The organism is Salinicola endophyticus (genome assembly GCF_040536835.1).
Lineage (GTDB): Bacteria > Pseudomonadota > Gammaproteobacteria > Pseudomonadales > Halomonadaceae > Salinicola > Salinicola endophyticus_A.
In genome coordinates this window covers 389,595-406,473 of the sequence record NZ_CP159578.1, presented here as the reverse complement: position 1 = coordinate 406,473, position 16,879 = coordinate 389,595, and the positions used below count along the sequence as shown (strand labels likewise).

The 16,879-nt window shown below is 68.2% G+C and carries 15 protein-coding genes and 1 tRNA gene; 14 read left to right on the top strand and 2 right to left on the bottom strand.

Annotation, left to right across the window (positions count from 1 at the left end; all coding sequences use genetic code 11):
* The first annotated feature begins 274 nt into the window (after nucleotides 1-274).
* From ispB to ABV408_RS01895, 6 genes are all read left to right on the top strand, one after another.
* Entirely contained in the window at nucleotides 275-1,249 is a 975-nt protein-coding gene (gene ispB, locus ABV408_RS01920) for an octaprenyl diphosphate synthase (RefSeq protein ID WP_285951370.1), read from the top strand.
* A gap of 194 nt (nucleotides 1,250-1,443) precedes the next feature.
* Nucleotides 1,444-1,520, top strand: a tRNA-Pro gene (locus ABV408_RS01915).
* Between the two features lie 166 nt (nucleotides 1,521-1,686).
* On the top strand, nucleotides 1,687-2,025 hold the full coding sequence (locus ABV408_RS01910) for a hypothetical protein (protein WP_353980817.1): 339 nt from the start codon (nucleotides 1,687-1,689) through the stop codon (nucleotides 2,023-2,025).
* Between the two features lie 132 nt (nucleotides 2,026-2,157).
* Nucleotides 2,158-3,048, top strand: coding sequence for a cytochrome b/b6 domain-containing protein (locus tag ABV408_RS01905; RefSeq protein ID WP_353980816.1), 891 nt, complete (start codon nucleotides 2,158-2,160; stop codon nucleotides 3,046-3,048).
* The gene (locus ABV408_RS01900; RefSeq protein WP_353980815.1) at nucleotides 3,035-3,817 is read left to right on the top strand and encodes a molybdopterin-binding protein; all 783 of its coding nucleotides are present in this window, start codon (nucleotides 3,035-3,037) and stop codon (nucleotides 3,815-3,817) included. The genes ABV408_RS01905 and ABV408_RS01900 overlap by 14 nt, the downstream gene beginning before the upstream one ends.
* A gap of 179 nt (nucleotides 3,818-3,996) precedes the next feature.
* The gene (locus ABV408_RS01895; RefSeq protein WP_353980814.1) at nucleotides 3,997-4,785 is read left to right on the top strand and encodes a hypothetical protein; all 789 of its coding nucleotides are present in this window, start codon (nucleotides 3,997-3,999) and stop codon (nucleotides 4,783-4,785) included.
* Between the two features lie 113 nt (nucleotides 4,786-4,898).
* Here ABV408_RS01895 and ABV408_RS01890 read toward each other — a convergent pair whose 3' ends face one another.
* Nucleotides 4,899-5,129, bottom strand: coding sequence for a hypothetical protein (locus ABV408_RS01890; RefSeq protein ID WP_353980813.1), 231 nt, complete (start codon nucleotides 5,127-5,129; stop codon nucleotides 4,899-4,901).
* A gap of 180 nt (nucleotides 5,130-5,309) precedes the next feature.
* Between ABV408_RS01890 and rapA the strand changes: the two genes are divergently transcribed.
* The gene (gene rapA / locus ABV408_RS01885; RefSeq protein ID WP_353980812.1) at nucleotides 5,310-8,255 is read left to right on the top strand and encodes an RNA polymerase-associated protein RapA; all 2,946 of its coding nucleotides are present in this window, start codon (nucleotides 5,310-5,312) and stop codon (nucleotides 8,253-8,255) included.
* Nucleotides 8,256-8,258: 3 nt separating this feature from the next.
* On the opposite strand, the gene ABV408_RS01880 is transcribed toward rapA, so the two are convergent.
* A complete protein-coding gene (locus ABV408_RS01880) occupies nucleotides 8,259-9,164 on the bottom strand; it encodes a TIGR01777 family oxidoreductase (RefSeq protein ID WP_353980811.1) in 906 nt (301 codons plus the stop codon).
* A gap of 533 nt (nucleotides 9,165-9,697) precedes the next feature.
* On the opposite strand from ABV408_RS01880, the gene ABV408_RS01875 reads away from it, so the two are divergent.
* The 7 genes from ABV408_RS01875 (at nucleotide 9,698) to ABV408_RS01845 (ending at nucleotide 16,874) form a co-directional block, all read left to right on the top strand.
* Nucleotides 9,698-10,615, top strand: coding sequence for a MerR family transcriptional regulator (locus ABV408_RS01875; protein ID WP_353980810.1), 918 nt, complete (start codon nucleotides 9,698-9,700; stop codon nucleotides 10,613-10,615).
* A 51-nt stretch (nucleotides 10,616-10,666) separates the two neighbouring features.
* Entirely contained in the window at nucleotides 10,667-12,082 is a 1,416-nt protein-coding gene (phrB, locus tag ABV408_RS01870) for a deoxyribodipyrimidine photo-lyase (RefSeq protein WP_353980809.1), read from the top strand.
* Between the two features lie 73 nt (nucleotides 12,083-12,155).
* Complete coding sequence (locus ABV408_RS01865; RefSeq protein ID WP_353980808.1) at nucleotides 12,156-12,599, top strand: nuclear transport factor 2 family protein; 444 nt, start codon at nucleotides 12,156-12,158, stop codon at nucleotides 12,597-12,599.
* 69 nt (nucleotides 12,600-12,668) lie between these two features.
* Nucleotides 12,669-13,460, top strand: a complete 792-nt coding sequence (locus tag ABV408_RS01860) for an SDR family NAD(P)-dependent oxidoreductase (protein ID WP_353980807.1) — start codon at nucleotides 12,669-12,671, stop codon at nucleotides 13,458-13,460.
* Entirely contained in the window at nucleotides 13,457-14,800 is a 1,344-nt protein-coding gene (locus tag ABV408_RS01855) for an FAD-dependent oxidoreductase (RefSeq protein WP_353980806.1), read from the top strand. Before ABV408_RS01860 ends, ABV408_RS01855 begins: the two co-directional genes overlap by 4 nt.
* Nucleotides 14,800-15,597, top strand: coding sequence for a DUF1365 domain-containing protein (locus ABV408_RS01850; RefSeq protein ID WP_353980805.1), 798 nt, complete (start codon nucleotides 14,800-14,802; stop codon nucleotides 15,595-15,597). Before ABV408_RS01855 ends, ABV408_RS01850 begins: the two co-directional genes overlap by 1 nt.
* Entirely contained in the window at nucleotides 15,594-16,874 is a 1,281-nt protein-coding gene (locus ABV408_RS01845; protein WP_353980804.1) for a cyclopropane-fatty-acyl-phospholipid synthase family protein, read from the top strand. The genes ABV408_RS01850 and ABV408_RS01845 overlap by 4 nt, the downstream gene beginning before the upstream one ends.
* The last annotated feature ends 5 nt before the right edge of the window (nucleotides 16,875-16,879 follow it).

The window sequence follows — 16,879 nt, the reverse complement described above, 5'->3', positions numbered from 1 at the left end:
CACCAGCGGCTCATCGCGGACGGGCACATGACCCATGAACGTGAAACCGGTGCTCTTCGAGACCTGCGTCGAGTGGTGCCCCTTCCGGCAACCATCTAACAGGGAGCGTGACGAGTCGGGTCGCGGATTATAGCGATTGCCCGTGCCTGGGGCAAGCACCCGCCCGGGCGCGGCTTGACGCACTTCGGGGCGCCACCTAGCATAGCCGCTCACGTCGCCTCTCGGCCCCGGGGCTTCGAGCGGCCCACCCGAATCCCCCTGTGACAAGCCGACCATGCAATCCAACGCTGCATCCATTCATGCGGCGGTGGCTGAGGACTTCGCCGCCGTCAACCGCACGATCCTCAGTCAGCTGGCATCGCGCATCCCGCTGGTCGAGACCATCGGCCAGTACATCATCGAGAGCGGTGGCAAGCGCCTGCGCCCGCTGTTAGTGCTGCTCGCGGCACGCGCCCTCGACTACCGCGGCGACCGCCACATCACCCTGGCCACCCTGATCGAGTTCATGCACACCTCGACCCTGCTGCACGACGACGTGGTCGATGAGTCGAGCCGGCGGCGCGGCAAGGCCACCGCCAACGAGACCTGGGGCAACGCACCTTCGGTGCTGGTCGGCGACTTCCTCTATTCGCGCTCGTTCCAGATGATGGTGGAAGTCGGTTCGATGCGCATCATGCAGGTGCTCTCCGGGGCGACCTGCGTGATCGCCGAGGGCGAAGTCCAGCAGCTCACCAATATCGGCAACGCCGACATCGAGGAGTCGGACTACTTCGATACCATTCAGGGCAAGACCGCCATGCTGTTCGAGGCCGCCTCCCACAGCGGCGCGATCCTGGCCGAAGCGGACCCCGACGCCGAACGCGCGCTCAAGCTCTACGGCCGCTATCTCGGGCTGGCCTTCCAGTTGATCGACGACCTGCTCGACTACCAGGGCGATGCCGAGACCATGGGCAAGAACGTCGGCGACGATCTCGCCGAGGGCAAGCCGACACTGCCGCTGATCCACGCCATGCGCCAGGGCACCCCGGCACAGGCGGCTCTGATTCGTCAGGCAATCACCGATGGCGGCCTCGAGCGGCTCGACGAGGTGCTGGCGATCGTGCGCGAGACCGGCGCACTCGAATACACCCAGCGCCGTGCCGAAGAGATGGCCGCCAAGGCCCGCGATCAGCTCGCACTGCTCGCGCCCAGCCCCTACCGCGAGAGCATGGAGACGTTGACCCGCATCGCCGTCGAACGCCAGGTATGATCCGCCCGCTTCGAGGGAGCGTGACCCGCCGCTGCGGCGGCCGTTAGCACCCGTTCGTCGCTCCCTCGGCGGGCGTCTGGAAAGACAGCGGTGAACGCCGTGATCGTGCCAGAGAGAGTTGCAAAAGAAGGGGTTGCGCACGCGCCACGGATGCGTATAATTCAGCTCCGTCGAGTTTGGCTCGACGCAGAAGTCGGAGTGTAGCTCAGCTTGGTAGAGCGCTGCCTTCGGGAGGCAGAGGTCGTAGGTTCGAATCCTGTCACTCCGACCATCGTATTGAAAAATGCCCGCTTCGGCCCTGCCGAAGCGGGCATTTTGTTTGTCGGGCTGCCGCCGGCCAGGCAAAAGGCCAATGGGCAGGGCTGTCGGGTAACGCTACAGTGACAGAGCATCGCGCATATCGCGATGCCCGCCTCGCCCTCGCCAGGAGACCCGCCATGCCACGTTCTACCCGTCTCGCTGCGCTCGGCCTCGGTCTGCTGCTGCTGGCCGGCAGCGCAGGCGCCAATGAGCCCCCCACACCGCCGCCGTGGTCGACGCAAGAGGTCGCCAGCGCCCAGTCCCAGTGTCGTGCCAACCTCACCGCCACCGGCATCGATGGCCCCAAGGTGGCGCGCTACTGCGAATGCGTGACCACCGCACTGCAGGCGCGCTTCAGCGCCGCCGAGGTGCGCCGCATGAAACGCGCCCATGATCCCGGCGCCGATGGCGACAACCGCCCGCCGGCGCTGGCCAAGACGCTGGAGCAGTGCTCGCCGGTGCTCGAGTCCCCCTGAGCTCCCACTGCACGATGCGGTCGCGCACTCGAACCGCCACGGGCAGAACGCCGATCCTGTGCCATGCTGGAGAGAATGCTGGAGAGAATCGCCCCGGCTGGCCCCCGGGCGAGCCTTCGAAGGAGATCGCGCATGCCCGATACGCTCTCGCCCCCGGCTTCGGCCTCCCGCGGCCGTCGGCGCCATCCGCTGCCGGTCAGGCTCTGGCACTGGGTCAATCTATGGTGCCTGGTGGTGATGCTGATGAGCGGCCTGCAGATCTTCAACGCCCATCCTGCGCTCTACTGGGGCAGCGCTTCCGATTTCGACGCCCCCTGGCTGGAGCTCTACGCCATCCGCGCCCCGGACGGCGACATTCGTGGCCAGACCGCCCTCGGCCCCTGGGTCTTCGATACCACCGGGGTACTCGGCTACTCCACGGCCAACGGCCAGGAACAGGTGCGCGGCTTCCCCGCCTGGAGCACCCTGCCCAGCTATCAGTACCTCAGCATGGGCCGGCTGTGGCACTTCTTCTTCGCCTGGCTGTTCGCAGGAGCGGGGGCGCTGTTCGTCCTCTACGCCCTGCTCAGCGGCCATCTGCGCCGCGACCTGTGGCTCTCCGGCGCCCAGTGGCGAGGGCTGGGCCGCGACCTGCTGGATCACCTGCGCCTGCGCTTCCACGGCCCCCACGGCGGCTACAACGGTCTGCAGAAGCTCAGCTACCTGGGCGTGCTGCTGGTGGCGCTGCCGCTGATGATCGTCACCGGCCTGTGCATGTCGCCCACCTTCAACGCCGCCGCGCCCTGGCTATTGGAGCTGTTCGGTGGGCGCCAGAGCGCGCGCTCGATCCACTTCATCGTCGCCGCCGCGCTGGTGCTGTTCTTCCTGGTGCATATCGCCATGGTGCTGCTGAGCGGCCCGTGGCGTCAGCTCAAGGACATGCTCACCGGCGGGCCAAGGGTCATCGATGAGCCCGCTGCTACGTCCACTACAGCAACCACGCCAACCACCCGCGGCGGGAGAGACCAGCATGATGCGTCGTGATTCCGGCCGCCGCGACACCTCGCGGCGGCGCTTCCTCCAGCGCTCGGCGCTGGGTGCCGCCGCGCTCGGTCTCACCGGCTGCGATCGCCTGTCGCAGAGCGAGCAGGTCGCCGGCACCCTGAATCTGGCCCAGCGCCTCAACCTGCGCGTGCAGCGCTTCCTCGCCGGCGAGCGAGGGCTGGCACCGGAGTATCCGGCAGCGATGATCGACCCGGTGTTCCGCCCCAACGGCTCCACCGACCCGCAGACAGCGCGCTACCGGGAGCTGGCGGTCAACGGCTTCGCCGACTGGCGGCTGACCCTGGATGGCCTGGTGGAGACACCGCTGTCGTTGTCGCTCGACGAGATCTGCGCGCTCCCGGCGCGCACCCAGATCACGCGCCACGACTGCGTCGAGGGCTGGAGCGCGATCGGCCAGTGGACAGGGCCGGTGCTCGGCGACCTGCTGGCACGCGCCGGGGTCAAGCCACAGGCGCGATACGTGGTGTTCCACTGCATGGATCAGTTGAATGGCAAGGACTTCTACTACGAGAGCCTCGACCTGGTGGAGGCGCGCCACCCGCAGACGATTCTTGCCCACTCGCTCAACGGCGCCCCGCTGCCCACCGCCAACGGCGCGCCACTGCGCCTGCGCGCCGAGCGCCAGCTGGGTTACAAGATGGCCAAGTATCTCTCGGGCATCACGCTGGTCACCGACTTCGACGACCTCGGCGGCGGCAAGGGCGGCTACTGGGAGGACCGCGGCTACACCTGGTACGCCGGTATCTGAGACCTGGCGATGAAGCGCGCCGCCCGGCAATGCGCGGGCGAGCCAGCGGTCGCCGACTTGACAATCCCGCGCCATGGTCTGCACTCAAGTCCACGCCGTGACGCATCGATACACACCATGACACATCGATCCTAGCCATGGCGCGAGCACACCCAACCCCGATACGGAAGGATTCGTTCATGGCTATCCCCCGCTCCACTTTCATCGCCCTGCGTCGCACCCTGGCCGGGCTGGCGCTCGGCTGCGTCGCCGCCACCGCCCTGGCGGCCCAGAACGGCGAGGTGCCCCAGCATCTGCGCGGCACCATCACCGAGGTCGGCGATCACGCCTTCAGCGTCGAGTCGCATCCGGACGGCAAGATCCACCGGGTCACCTTCGACGACGCCACACGCCTCGCCGCGGTCGACCGCAGCAGCCTCGACCAGATCGAAGAGGGCACCTTCATCGGCACCGCCAACGTGCCTGGCACCGACGGCAAGCCGTCACAGGCGCTGGAAGTGGTGGTCTTCCCCGACGCCATGCGTGGCACCGGCGAGGGCGACTACCCCTGGGACACCCCGCGCGGGGCCATGTCAGAGGGCTCGGTCGACGCCAAGGCGGGCGCTGAAAAACTGGGCGGCGCCAGCAGCGGCTCGACCATGACCAATGGCACCGTCTCCAGCACCAGCGGCCAGGCGATGGGCGCGGGCGAGAAGCTCGGCGGCGCCGCCAGCGGCTCGACCATGACCAACGGCACGGTCGACAGCTCCCAGGCCCAGGATGGCACCCTGACCCTGACGGTGGACTACGGCAACGGTAGCAAGCAGATCCAGGTGCCTAGCGACGTGCCGGTGGTCAAGGTGCGCAAGGGGCAGAGGGACGATCTGAAAAGCGGCGCGGCGGTGTTCGTCGCCGGTGACATGAACCAGGACCCGATCCCGGCCAAGGTGGTGATCGTGGGTATCGATGGCACCGTGCCGCCGATGTGACGCGCTGGCACCGGGCCAGGATCGGACGACGGCGGGTGCGCGAGCGCTCGCCGTCGTTCTCTATGGGGCGCACGCCCGGAAAGCGTGCCTCCGTAATACGACATCAAGTGCCCTCAGACGTCCTCGCGGGCAGCGTCGCGCCGGCGCCGCTCGCGGTTGCGCCGGTAGCGCCGTACCAGTGCCAGCCAGCCCGCGGCCAGCAGCATCAGCACCAGGGTCAGCCCCTGCCACGGGCGCGCCGCGTCGCCGAGCCAGGTCTCGAGGGCGATGATCGCGACGAAGCCTACCGCCTGTGAGGCGATCGCCATGCGTCGCAAACCGTCACGCTGTTTCGTCGTCGCCATCCTGCCTCCCGCTACCGCTGAATCGATCATCACGCCCGCGTCACCTGCCCTCGGACGACTGCCGAACGCGGCAGCAGTGTAGCATCGCCGCCTGCCGAGATGCGCAGCGCTTAAGACTGCCTCGCCTTTACGCTAGAATGCGTCGCCCACTCCCCCCGCAGCTGAGCATACCGAGGCATCATGAGCGACTTCACCCCCGGCCAGCGCTGGATCAGCGACGGCGAAACCGAGCTGGGACTAGGCACCATTCTCAGCGTCGACGCCCGCAGCGTGACCGTGCTCTTCACCGCCAGCCAGGAGACGCGCACCTACAGCTCGCGCCAGGCACCGCTGACCCGGGTCATCTTCGCCGCGGGGGATCGCATCGTCGATGCCGAGGGCCACACCCTCACGGTCGACGACGTCGAGATCGACGCCGGCTGCATCGTCTACCACGGCCACGACGAACAGGGCACCCCGGCGACTCTGCCCGAGGCGCGCCTCTCCGACAGCATGCGCTTTCATCAGGCCCAGGATCGCCTGCTCACCGGCCAGGTCGACCGCAACGACTGGTTCGAGCTGCGCTACCGCTCGCTGCACCACCATCAGCGCCTCTCGCGCAGCCCGGCGCTGGGTCTGGCCGGCCCGCGTATCGACCTGATCGCGCACCAGCTCTACATCGCCGACGAGGTCTCCCGGCGCCATGCCCCGCGCGTCCTGCTGGCCGACGAGGTGGGCCTGGGCAAGACCATCGAAGCCGGCCTGATCCTGCACCGGCTGCTGCTCACCGGGCGCGCCAGCCGCGCCCTGATCCTGGTGCCGCCGAGCCTCACCCACCAGTGGCTGATCGAGCTGCTGCGCCGCTTCTCGATCTCGGTGACCCTGCTCGACGAGGCGCAGAGCGAGGCGTGGGGCGACGACAATCCGTTCGACAGCGGCCAGTGCATTCTCGCCAGCCAAGCGTGGCTGTTCGCCAATCCGCAGCGCCAGCGCCAGGCCGAGGAGAGCCAGTGGGATCTGATGATCGTCGACGAGGCGCACCACCTGGACTGGACGCCCCAGGCAGAGGGGCCGGGCTACGCCTGCGTGGCACGCCTCGCCGCGCGCATCCCGGGGCTGCTGCTGCTCACCGCGACGCCGGAACAGATGGGGCTGGAGAGCCACTTCGCACGGCTGCGCCTGCTCGATCCGGATCGCTACCAGGATCTAGAGCGCTTCAGCGCCGAAGAGGCCGGCTATGCCGCGGTGGCTGACGCCATCGATGCCCTCGAGCGGCTGCCGGGCGAGGCGGCGGCACGGGACGCGGTCAGCGCGGTGATCGGTGCGGGCGACGGCGACAGCCAGGCGCTGCTCGCCACCCTCGCCGATGCCGAAAGCGACGACACCCAGCGCGCCAGCGCCCGCCGCCAGCTGCGCGAACAGCTGCTCGACCGCCACGGCACCGGACGCGTGATGTTCCGCAACAGCCGGCGCCATGTCGGCGGCTTCCCCGAGCGCCACCTGCACAGTGCCGAGCTCGACATGCCAGCAGCCTATCAGGCCCAGCTCGACGAGCTCGTCGCCGGCAACGACCATGTCGCCGCGCAGCTGAACGCCGCCGAACTCGGCCAGCGGGAGGCGCGCCTCTACCCCGAGGCGACCTACCGCGCCGTGCAGGAGGCTGCACACCAGGCCGACACGCCGTGGTGGCAGCAGGACCCCAGGGTCACCTGGCTGCTGGCGCTGCTGGAATCACTCGGCCGCCAGACCAAGGTGCTGCTGATCGTCCACTATCGCCAGAGCGCCATCGACCTGGCCGAGGCCCTGCGCGTGCGTGCCGGCATTCAGGCGCCGGTGTTCCACGAGGAGATGAGCCTGGTCGAGCGCGACCGCGCCGCCGCCGCCTTCGCCGACGACGAGGCCGGCTGCCAGCTGCTGATCTGCTCGGAGATCGGCTCCGAGGGGCGCAACTTCCAGTTCTGTCACCATCTGGTGATGTTCGACCTGCCATGGCATCCCGATCTGCTCGAGCAGCGCATCGGCCGCCTCGACCGTATCGGCCAGCTCCACCCCATCGATATCCACGTGCCGGTGATCGCCCACAGCCCTACCGCCACCCTGCTGCGCTGGTATCGCGAAGGGCTCGACGCCTTCACCGCGCCGCACGCCGCCGGCGGCGACGTGCTCGACGCCTTCGGCGAAGCGCTGCGCGAGAGCCTCGACGACGAGAGCGGCGTTGACACGCTGATCGACGAGACCCGCACCTTCAACGCAGACCGCCTGGCCCAGCGCGAGGCCGGGCGCAACCGCCTGCTGGAGTGGAATGCCTGCCGCCCCGAGCGCGCCGAGGCGGTGATCGCCGCCGTACTCGAGCAGGACAACGATCCCGCCCTGCCGCGCTATGTCGATCAGGCGCTGGATATCTTCGGCGTCGACAGCCGCGAGCTGGGCAACGCCCTGACCCACCTGGCCCCCGGCTCGCACATGCTCGACAGCCTGCCCGGGCTCACCCAGGGCGACGAGGGCTTCACCGTCACCTACTCGCGCACCCAGGCGCTGGCGCGGGACGACGTTCAGCGGCTCTCCTGGGAGCATCCGCTGGTCACCGCGCTGCTCGAGCGTGTGCTCGACTCGAGCCTCGGTAATACCGCCCTGGCACTGCTCAAGCACCCCAGCATTCCCGGTGGCCGGCTGATGCTGGAGCTGGTCTACCGCACCCACTGCCCGGCACCCAAGCAGCTCCAGCTGGGGCGCTTCCTGCCCGACACCGGCGTTCGCGTACTGCTCGACGAGAGCGGCGCCAACCTCTCGGACAAGGTCAGCTTCAGCGGCCTGTCGCGCAATCTGCAGCGGGTCAAGAAGGGGGTGGCGCGGGAGCTGTTGAAGTCGCGCCACGAGCAGCTGCGCGCCCTGCTGAAGAGCGGCGAGCAGGAGGCACTGCGCGAGCTGCCGACGCTGGTCGAGCGTGCCCAGACCGAGATGCGCGCGACCCTCGATGGCGAGCTGGCCCGGCTCAAGGCGCTGGCCCGGCGCAGCGGCGCGATCCGTGCCGACGAGCAGGCCGCCCTGAGCCAGGAGCGCGCCGATCTGGATGCGGCGATCGAGAGCGCCGCCCTGCGTCTCGACGCGGTGCGGGTTATCGTCACCGTAGACAACGAGCAGCGCTAGGCCTCAGCGCGGCAGAATCGCCGCCAGCGCGGTGTCGAGCGTGGGATAGGTAAAGCGGAACCCCGCTGCTTCGAGCCGCGCCGGGCGCATGCAGGCGCCGGTCAGCAGCAGCCGCGACATCTCCCCCAACCCCAGCTTGAGCAGCGTCGCCGGAACCCGGAAGGGGGTCGGCCGATGCAGCTGGCGACCCAGCGCGCGGGTGAATTCGGCATTGGTCACCGGCGCCGGCGCCGAGGCGTTGAACGGCCCGGCGAGCGACGGCTCGGCGAGCAAAAACTCGATCGCTGCGACCAGATCCTCGCGATGGATCCACGGCATGTACTGGCGACCGTCACCCAGACGCCCACCGAGCCCCAGCTTGAACACCGGCAGCAGCCGCGCCAGAGTGCCGCCATCCGCATCGAGGACCAGCCCGATGCGCACGCAGGCGACCCGGGTGCCGGCCTCGGCGGCCTTGTTGGCCTCGCGCTCCCACTCCTCGCACAGCCGGTGGGCGAACTCGTCGTGAGGCGGCGTCGACTCGGTGACGTCGCGCTCGCCCTGGTCGCCGTAGAACCCCATTGCCGACCCCGAGACCAGCACCTCGGGGGCGTCGCCGGTCTGCGCCAGGTGCTCGCACAGCTCCACTATCTCGCGGGTGATATGCCGGCGCGACTCGATCAGGCGCGTCTTCTGGGAGTCGCTCCAGCGTTTGTCGGCGATCGGCTCGCCGGCCAGGTTGACGATGCCTTGAGGGCGCTGGTCGGCGAACGCCGCCACCGAGTCGCCCACCGACACGCCTGCGGGAAGCTGGCGCCGCGCACGCTGCGGCTGGCGCGACACCACCATGACCTGGTGGCCGGCCGCCAGGGCGCGCTCGACCAGATGTTGGCCGACGAAACCGGTACCGCCGGTGATCAGAAGTCGCATGGCACTGACCTCAGTTATACGAGTGTTATACAATGTGTTCAGCATAGTAGCGCCGCTGACACGCTGCGTCATTCCGCGGACGCCTCGGCGCCCTTCCAAGCCGAGGCGACAGCAAACCACGCCGGTGTGCCCACGAAGATCGTATCGCACGCATTGGCAAGCCGGTGCAGTCTCGGCGCAAGGCCGGAAATCCGCGCTCTCCGGCGGGTATGAAGCGCTTTCGTATTACATTAAAATTGTACAAAGAACTTGAAGCGTACAATGTATTCACCCATGCTTGATCCATGGACATCAATGTCGTCTCGCCGGAGCCGATGAATCCGAGAGATCGCGCCCCCGCATCATAGAGGCCATGACCGATTCATCGGCGAACCCAGGTGACGTCGCCGGAGCAGCAAGGCAGAATTGGTAAACAGTGTTTCAGCAATCAATTAGCGTAAGTGGACCCGAAGCTCCGTGGTGACGACCTGCAGTATCGATAAGCGTTCGATTCGACGAGATGGCGCACGCAGAGACCTCGTAGGAGGACTTGCATGAGTTACAAGGCTATGGAATCCAACGCCGCGCCGCTCTACCCCATTCGCGAAGTGTCGCGTCTCACCGGCGTCAACTCTGTGACGTTGCGCGCCTGGGAGCGTCGCTATGGCCTGATTCGGCCACAGCGCACGCCCAAGGGCCACCGTCTCTATGCCCGCGACGACATCGAGCGCGTCGAACGCATTCTGCAGTGGCTCAATCGCGGCGTCCCCGTGAGTCAGGTGCGCGAGCTGCTCGACCAGCCCGAGACAGTCGAAACCCCGGCTCCGCAGATGGGGGACTGGTCGAGCCAGCGCCAGCACGTGATCCATGCGGTCGATGCCCTCGACATGGGGCGGCTGGAGACGCTGTTCAATCAGAGCCTGGCGCTCTATCCGGTGGGGTTGTGTATCGCCGAGCTGTGGCAGCCCACCATCCAGCAGCTGGAGGAGCGCTGGGGAGACCAGTTCGGAGCCACCCTGCAGCGGCGCCTGCTCGAGACCTTCCTGCGTACGCGCATCGGCACCCGTATTTACCATGCCAACCAGACCAACAGCGGCGGCGAGCTGCTGATCGCGCGTCTGCCCGACGACACCAGCGGCTTCTGGGCGATGCTGATGGCCTTGGCGGCCTCGGCGGCGGGTTACCGCATTCAACTGATCGACGGCGAAGTCGCCTTGAGCGAGCTGCCGATGGCGGTCGACCGCCTCGGCATCAAGGCGGTGCTGCTCGCCAGCGGTCAGGCCGAGCGTAGCGATCTGGTGCGCCGCCAGCTGCCGCGACTCGCAGAGCAGAGCGACGTGCCGGTGTGTCTGGTGGGGCCGGTGGCGCGCATTCGTGTCAGCGACTTCGAGAACACCGAGGTCGCGGTGCTGGGCGAGGACACCACCCAGGCGCTCAGCCGGCTGCGCTCGATCGTCGACAACGAAGACTGAGCGCGGTCTCCCCAGCGACCGCTCCCCCGAGATGGCCACAAGGAAGTGCCCATGTCCGATCTGCAGCTGGTGTGGTTCCGTAACGATCTGCGCACCCTGGACAACACCGCGCTGAGCGCCGCCGCCCAGCGCGGTCCGGTGATCGGCGTGTTTCTCGCCAGCCGCGAGCAGTGGCGCCGCCACCAGCACGGTGCCAACAAGATCGAATTCATCCATCGTGGTGTGCGCGCCCTCAGCGACGCCCTGGATGCACTCAATATCCCGCTGCTATACCGTGATATCGGCGACTTCTCCCGGGCGCCCGAGGTGCTCGAAGCGATCGTGCGCGAACACGATGTTTCCACCCTGCACTTCAATCGCGAATACCCTCTCGACGAGCGTCAGCGCGACGCCGCAGTGAGCGAGCGCTTACATCAGGCCGGTATCGTGGTCCACGACTACACCGACCATATCGCCTTCGAGCCGGGCGAGCTGCTGACCGGCCAGGGCGACTACTACAAGGTATTCACGCCTTTCGCCAAGGCCTGGCATCAGCGGGTCAGCGCCGAGCAGTTGGCCCTGCGCGAGACGCCGAGGCGCCAGAGCGCGCTCTCGCTGACCCGCAACGCCATTCCGGCACTCCCCGACGCGGACCGCTCCGCGGTGGTCGACGCGCATACCTGGGTTGCCGGGCAGGACGCCGCGGCCGACAAGCTGGAGCGATTTCTCGACGTGCGTGCCCGCCGCTACGCCACCGACCGCGACTTTCCCGCCCTCGAGGGTACCAGCGAGCTCTCGGCCTACCTCGCCACCGGCATGATCTCGCATCGCCAGTGCCTGCAGGCGGTGATGGCCAACAACGGCGGCCATCTGGCCGACGGCGACGCCGGCCTCAAGAGCTGGACAAGCGAACTGATCTGGCGCGAGTTCTACCAGCATGTCGCAGTGGGCTTCCCTTATATCTGCCAGCATCAGCCGTTCCAGCCCCATACCGCCAAACTCAAGTGGCGTCACAGCGACGCCGACTTCGAGGCCTGGTGCGAGGGCAAGACCGGTTTTCCGCTGGTCGATGCCGCGATGCGTCAGCTCCTGGCCACCGGCTGGATGCACAACCGTCTGCGCATGCTCACGGCCATGTTCCTGAGCAAGCATCTGCTGCTCGACTGGCGCCGCGGCGAGGCGTTCTTCATGGCACACCTGGTCGATGGCGACTTCGCCTCCAATAATGGCGGCTGGCAGTGGGCGGCCTCCACCGGCACCGACGCTGCGCCCTATTTCCGGATCTTCAACCCGATTACCCAGTCAGAGCGCTTCGACCCGGAGGCCGAGTTCATCGCTCGCTGGGTCCCGGAACTGGCCGACCTGCCGGTCAAGTCACGTCATCAGCCCAGCACCCAGGAACGCCAGGACACCGGCTACCCCCCAGCCATCGTCGATCACAAGCGTGCCCGCCAGCGCGCTCTGGACGCGTTCAAGGAGCTCGACTGAGCGCCCGCCGGCAGCGCCCCAGGCAGGGCCTGACGCGCCGGCGGGCGGCCTTACCACCGACCGGGAGCGTGTCATGAGTTCATCATCCGCCGGCGCCAGCGCCGAAGCGATCGCTCACTTTCGTAGCCTGTTCCAGCCGCTGACTCAGGAGGGGCTGACGGCACTCGCCGAGTGCTACAGCGACGACGTGGACTTCACCGATCCGCTGCATCACCACGTCGGCCGGCGCGCGATCATGGCCTACTACCGCGAGCTGATGACCGAGGTCAGCCACTGCCACTTCGACTTTCACCAGCAGCACGTCCTGGACCAGCGCTGCTTTCTCGAGTGGACGATGCACTATTCGCATCCAAGCGTGCGTGGCGGACGTACCTTGAGCGTGGCCGGCTGTTCGCACCTCACCTGGCGCGACCAGCGAGTGTGCCGCCACCGCGACTACTATGACGTCGGCGAGATGCTCTACGAGCAGCTGCCGCTGATCGGCTGGGTCGTGCGCCGGATCAAGCAGCGCCTCTAGACTCGCGGGTACGAGGCGAGAACGTCGCACCGGTGCCACATCGATGATTGAAGAGAGCAGGGAGAGACCATGGCCAGCTTACCCGGAACCCGACGCATCTGGTTGACCGGCGCCACCTCCGGTATCGGCGAGGCGCTGGCCAAGCGTCTGCTCGCCGACGGCCACCGGGTGGCGCTCACCGCGCGCCGTGAAGAGGCGCTCCAGGCGCTGGCCTCGGGTCACCCCAACGCCCTGGTGGTGCCCGCCGATCTCACCGATCGCGCCGCGACCCGGCGCGCCGGTGCGGCGATCGAGGAGGCCTTCGGTGGGCTCGACATCGCCCTGCTCAACGCCGGCACCTGCGAATATGTCGATGTGCGCGAGTTCGATGTCGAGCTGGTCGAGCGCGTCTTCGCCACCAACTTCCAGGGCACCCTCTACGCCATCGACGCGGCGCTGCCGCTGCTGCGCCGTGGCGAGGGGCGCACCCAGGCACCGCTGCTCGCCGCGGTCTCCAGCGCTTCCGCCTATCTGCCGCTGCCGCGCGCCGAGGCCTATGGCGCCTCCAAGGCGGCGATCTCGCACTTCCTGGAGTCGCTGCGCCTCGATCTGGCCGCGGAACGGATCGATGTCAGCGTGATCCACCCGGGCTTCGTCGAGACGCCGCTGACCGCGCGCAACGACTTCTCGATGCCGATGCAGATCAGCGCCGAGCGCGCCGCCGAATACATCATCGAGGGGCTGGCCAAACGACGGCTGGACATTCACTTCCCGCGCCGCTTCACCTATCTGGTCAAGGCGCTGGGCGTACTACCGCCGGCCCTGCGGCGCCGCTTCGGTCTGCGTATCGCCGGCCGCGGGCGTGATGGAGGCGAGGCATGAGCGGGCTGGATATCCCTCTCGCGTCACCGGGCCAGGCAGGGCAGCGCATCGCCGTGATCGGCGGCGGCATCGCCGGCATGGCTGCGGCCCACTATCTGTCGCGGCGCCACCAGGTAACGCTCTACGAGGCCGGTGCGCGCCTGGGCGGCCACACCGCCACCATCGACGTCGAGCACGCCGGGAAGGCGTATGCCATCGACACCGGGTTCATCGTCTTCAACGACCGCACCTACCCCCACTTCCAGGCGCTGCTGGCATCGCTCGGCGTGGCCGCCCAGCCCACCGAGATGAGCTTTTCGGTGCACGAGAGCGGGCGCGACTTCGAGTACAACGGCCACACCCTGGCCACCCTGTTCGCCCAGCGGCGCAACCTGCTGCGCCCGCGCTTTCATCGCATGCTGGCGGATATCCTGCGCTTCAATCGGCGTGCCATCCGCGACTTCGAACAGGACCGCCTGCCCCCCGCGCTGAGCCTGGACGAGTACCTCAAGCGCGGCGGCTACGGCGAGGACTTCCGCCGCCGCTATCTGCTGCCCATGGGCGGGGCGATCTGGTCCGCCAGCGAGGCCGGCATGCGCGCCTTTCCCGCGCGCTTCTTCATTCGCTTCTTTCATCACCACGGCCTGCTGTCGGTCAACGACCGCCCGCAGTGGTACACCGTCAGCGGCGGCTCGCGGCGCTATATCGAACCGCTGATCGCGCCCTACCGCGAGCGGGTCCACCTGCACAGCCCCGTGACCGCGCTGCGCCGCGATGCCGACGGCGTGACGCTGACCAGCTCCCGGGGCGAGGCGCGCTTCGATCAGGTGGTGCTCGCCTGCCACAGCGATCAGGCACTGGCGATGCTGGGCGACACGGCCTCCCCAGCCGAGCGCGAGATCCTCGGTGCCATCGGCTACGCCAGCAACCGCGTGGTGCTACACACCGACACCCGTCTGCTGCCACGTCGGCGCCGCGCCTGGGCGAGCTGGAACTACCGCCTCGATGGCCGCGATGCCGAAGCCTGCGTACCGGTGACCTATAACATGAATATCCTCCAGCGGCTGGAGAGCGAGACCACCTTCTGCGTCACGCTCAACGACGAGGCGCGGATCGACCCGGCGCAGATCCTGGCGCGCTTCGACTACGCCCACCCGCAGTTCACCCTGGCCGCACAGCACGCCCAGACACGCTTCGCCGAGATCTCCCAGCCGGCGCGCCGGACCCACTTCTGCGGCGCCTACTGGCGCAACGGCTTCCACGAGGACGGGGTGTGGAGTGCCTGGCGCGTGGCCCAAGCGATAGACGGTGCCGCACCGGCGCCGAGCGCTGCCCGCCCTGCCGGTAGCGAGGTTGCCTGATGGCGTCCGTCCCGCGCCGCTGGCACAGCCGGCTCGCCACCGGGCAGCTGCGCCACCGCCGTTTCGTCCCTACTCAGCACCGTTTCGACTACCGGGTGTGGATGCTGTGGCTCGATCTCGACGAGCTGCCGGCGCTGCTGGCCCGCACCCCCGGCTTCGGCACCCGACGCTACGCTCCGGCACGCTTTCGCCGCGAGGATTACCTGGCACCGCACGCGCTGCCGCTGGCGGCGGCCGTGCGCCAGCGGCTACGCGAAGAACTGGGCGAAGAGCTGGGCGAAGAGCTGGATGAGATCACGGACGGCCCGATTCGCATGCTGACCCAGCTGCGTCTGTTCGGGGTGCTGTTCAATCCGCTGACGCTCTATTACGTCTACGATCGCCACGAGCGTCTGCGTGCCGTGCTCGGCGAGGTCACCAACACGCCCTGGGGCGAGCGTCAGGTCTACGCCTGCCGGGTCGACGACACGCGCCACCTGTGTCAGGCGCAGTTCGACAAGCGCCTGCACGTGTCACCGTTCAACCCGATGGCAATGACCTATCGCTGGCGCTTCAACCGCCCCGACGAGCGCCTGCTGATGCATATGGAGACCTGGGCCGAAGCGGCCCGGCATTTCGATGCCACCCTGACCCTGAGCCTGGCGCCGGCGACCCGCCGCGCGCTGGTCGGCGAGCTGCTGCGCCATCCACTGATGACGCTGAAGACGATCGCCGCGATCCACTGGCAGGCGCTCAGGCTGTGGCTCAAGCGTACCCCCATCCACGATCACCCAGGACGAGAGCAGAATTCGCCATGACCACCGCCCCCTCCTCGACCGTCGACCGGCGCCGCGACGCGCCGCGTCTGTCGCGCTGGCTGCGGCCGCGCATCCTGAAGGCGCTGGACGCGCTCGATGGCGGCGTGATCACGCTGCACGAAGGCGGCCAGCGCCACCGCCTGGGGCGCGGTGATCCCGCCGCAGCCAATACGCTGACGCTCTGCGTGCGCGTACACAGCGCCGCGGTGTGGCGGCGCTTCGCCCTCGGTGGCACCGTCGGCGTGGCCGAGTCCTACATGGACGGCGAATGGGAGGTCGACGACCTGGTGGGGCTGGTGCGCCTGTTCGCACGCAACGTCGAACGCGTCAACGCCGGCATGGAGAATGGCACCGCACGCTTCAGCCGCTGGGCGCTGGCCGCGCTCTACGCCCTGCAGCGCAATACCAGTACGCGCGCACGGCGGCATATCGCCGCCCATTACGATCTCGGCAACGCGCTGTTCGCGACCTTCCTCGACCGCGACCACTGGATGTACTCCAGCGCCGTCTTCCCGCATCCGACCGCGACCCTGGAGGAGGCCTCGACCCACAAGCTCGATCTCATTCTCGACAAGCTCGCGGTCGAACCCCACCACCACCTGCTCGAGATCGGCACCGGCTGGGGCGGCCTGGCGATCCACGCCGCGCGCACCCGCGGCTGCCGGGTGACCACCACCACCATCTCCGAGGCCCAGTACGCCTACACCGCCGAGCGCGTGCGCGAGGCCGGGCTGGAGGGGCAGATCACCCTGCTGCGCGAGGATTACCGCGCGCTCACCGGGCGCTACGACCGCCTGGTCTCGGTGGAGATGGTCGAGGCGGTGGGGCACCAGTATCTCGATACCTATCTCGGCTGCGTCGACCGTCTGCTCACCGACGATGGCCTCGCGCTGCTGCAGTGCATCACCATCCGCGATCAACGCTTCGAGGCGGCCAAGCGCGAGATGGACTTCATCAAGCGCTACATCTTCCCGGGCGGCTTCCTGCCCTCGCACACCGCCATCCTCAGCGCGCTGAGCCGCCACACCCAGCTCAACCTGCTCGACCTGGACGAGATCGGCCTACACTACGCCCGCACCCTGCGTGAGTGGCGCCTGCGCTTCGAGGCGAGTCTCGAACGGGTGCGCGAGCTGGGCTACGACGAACGCTTCATCCGCATGTGGCGCTACTATCTGTGCTACTGCGAGGGCGGCTTCGTCGAGCGCGCCATCGGCACCTGCCACCTGCTGCTGGCCAAGCCCGGCGCACGCCGGGCGCCCCTCAGCGGGCAGCCGTGAGGCGC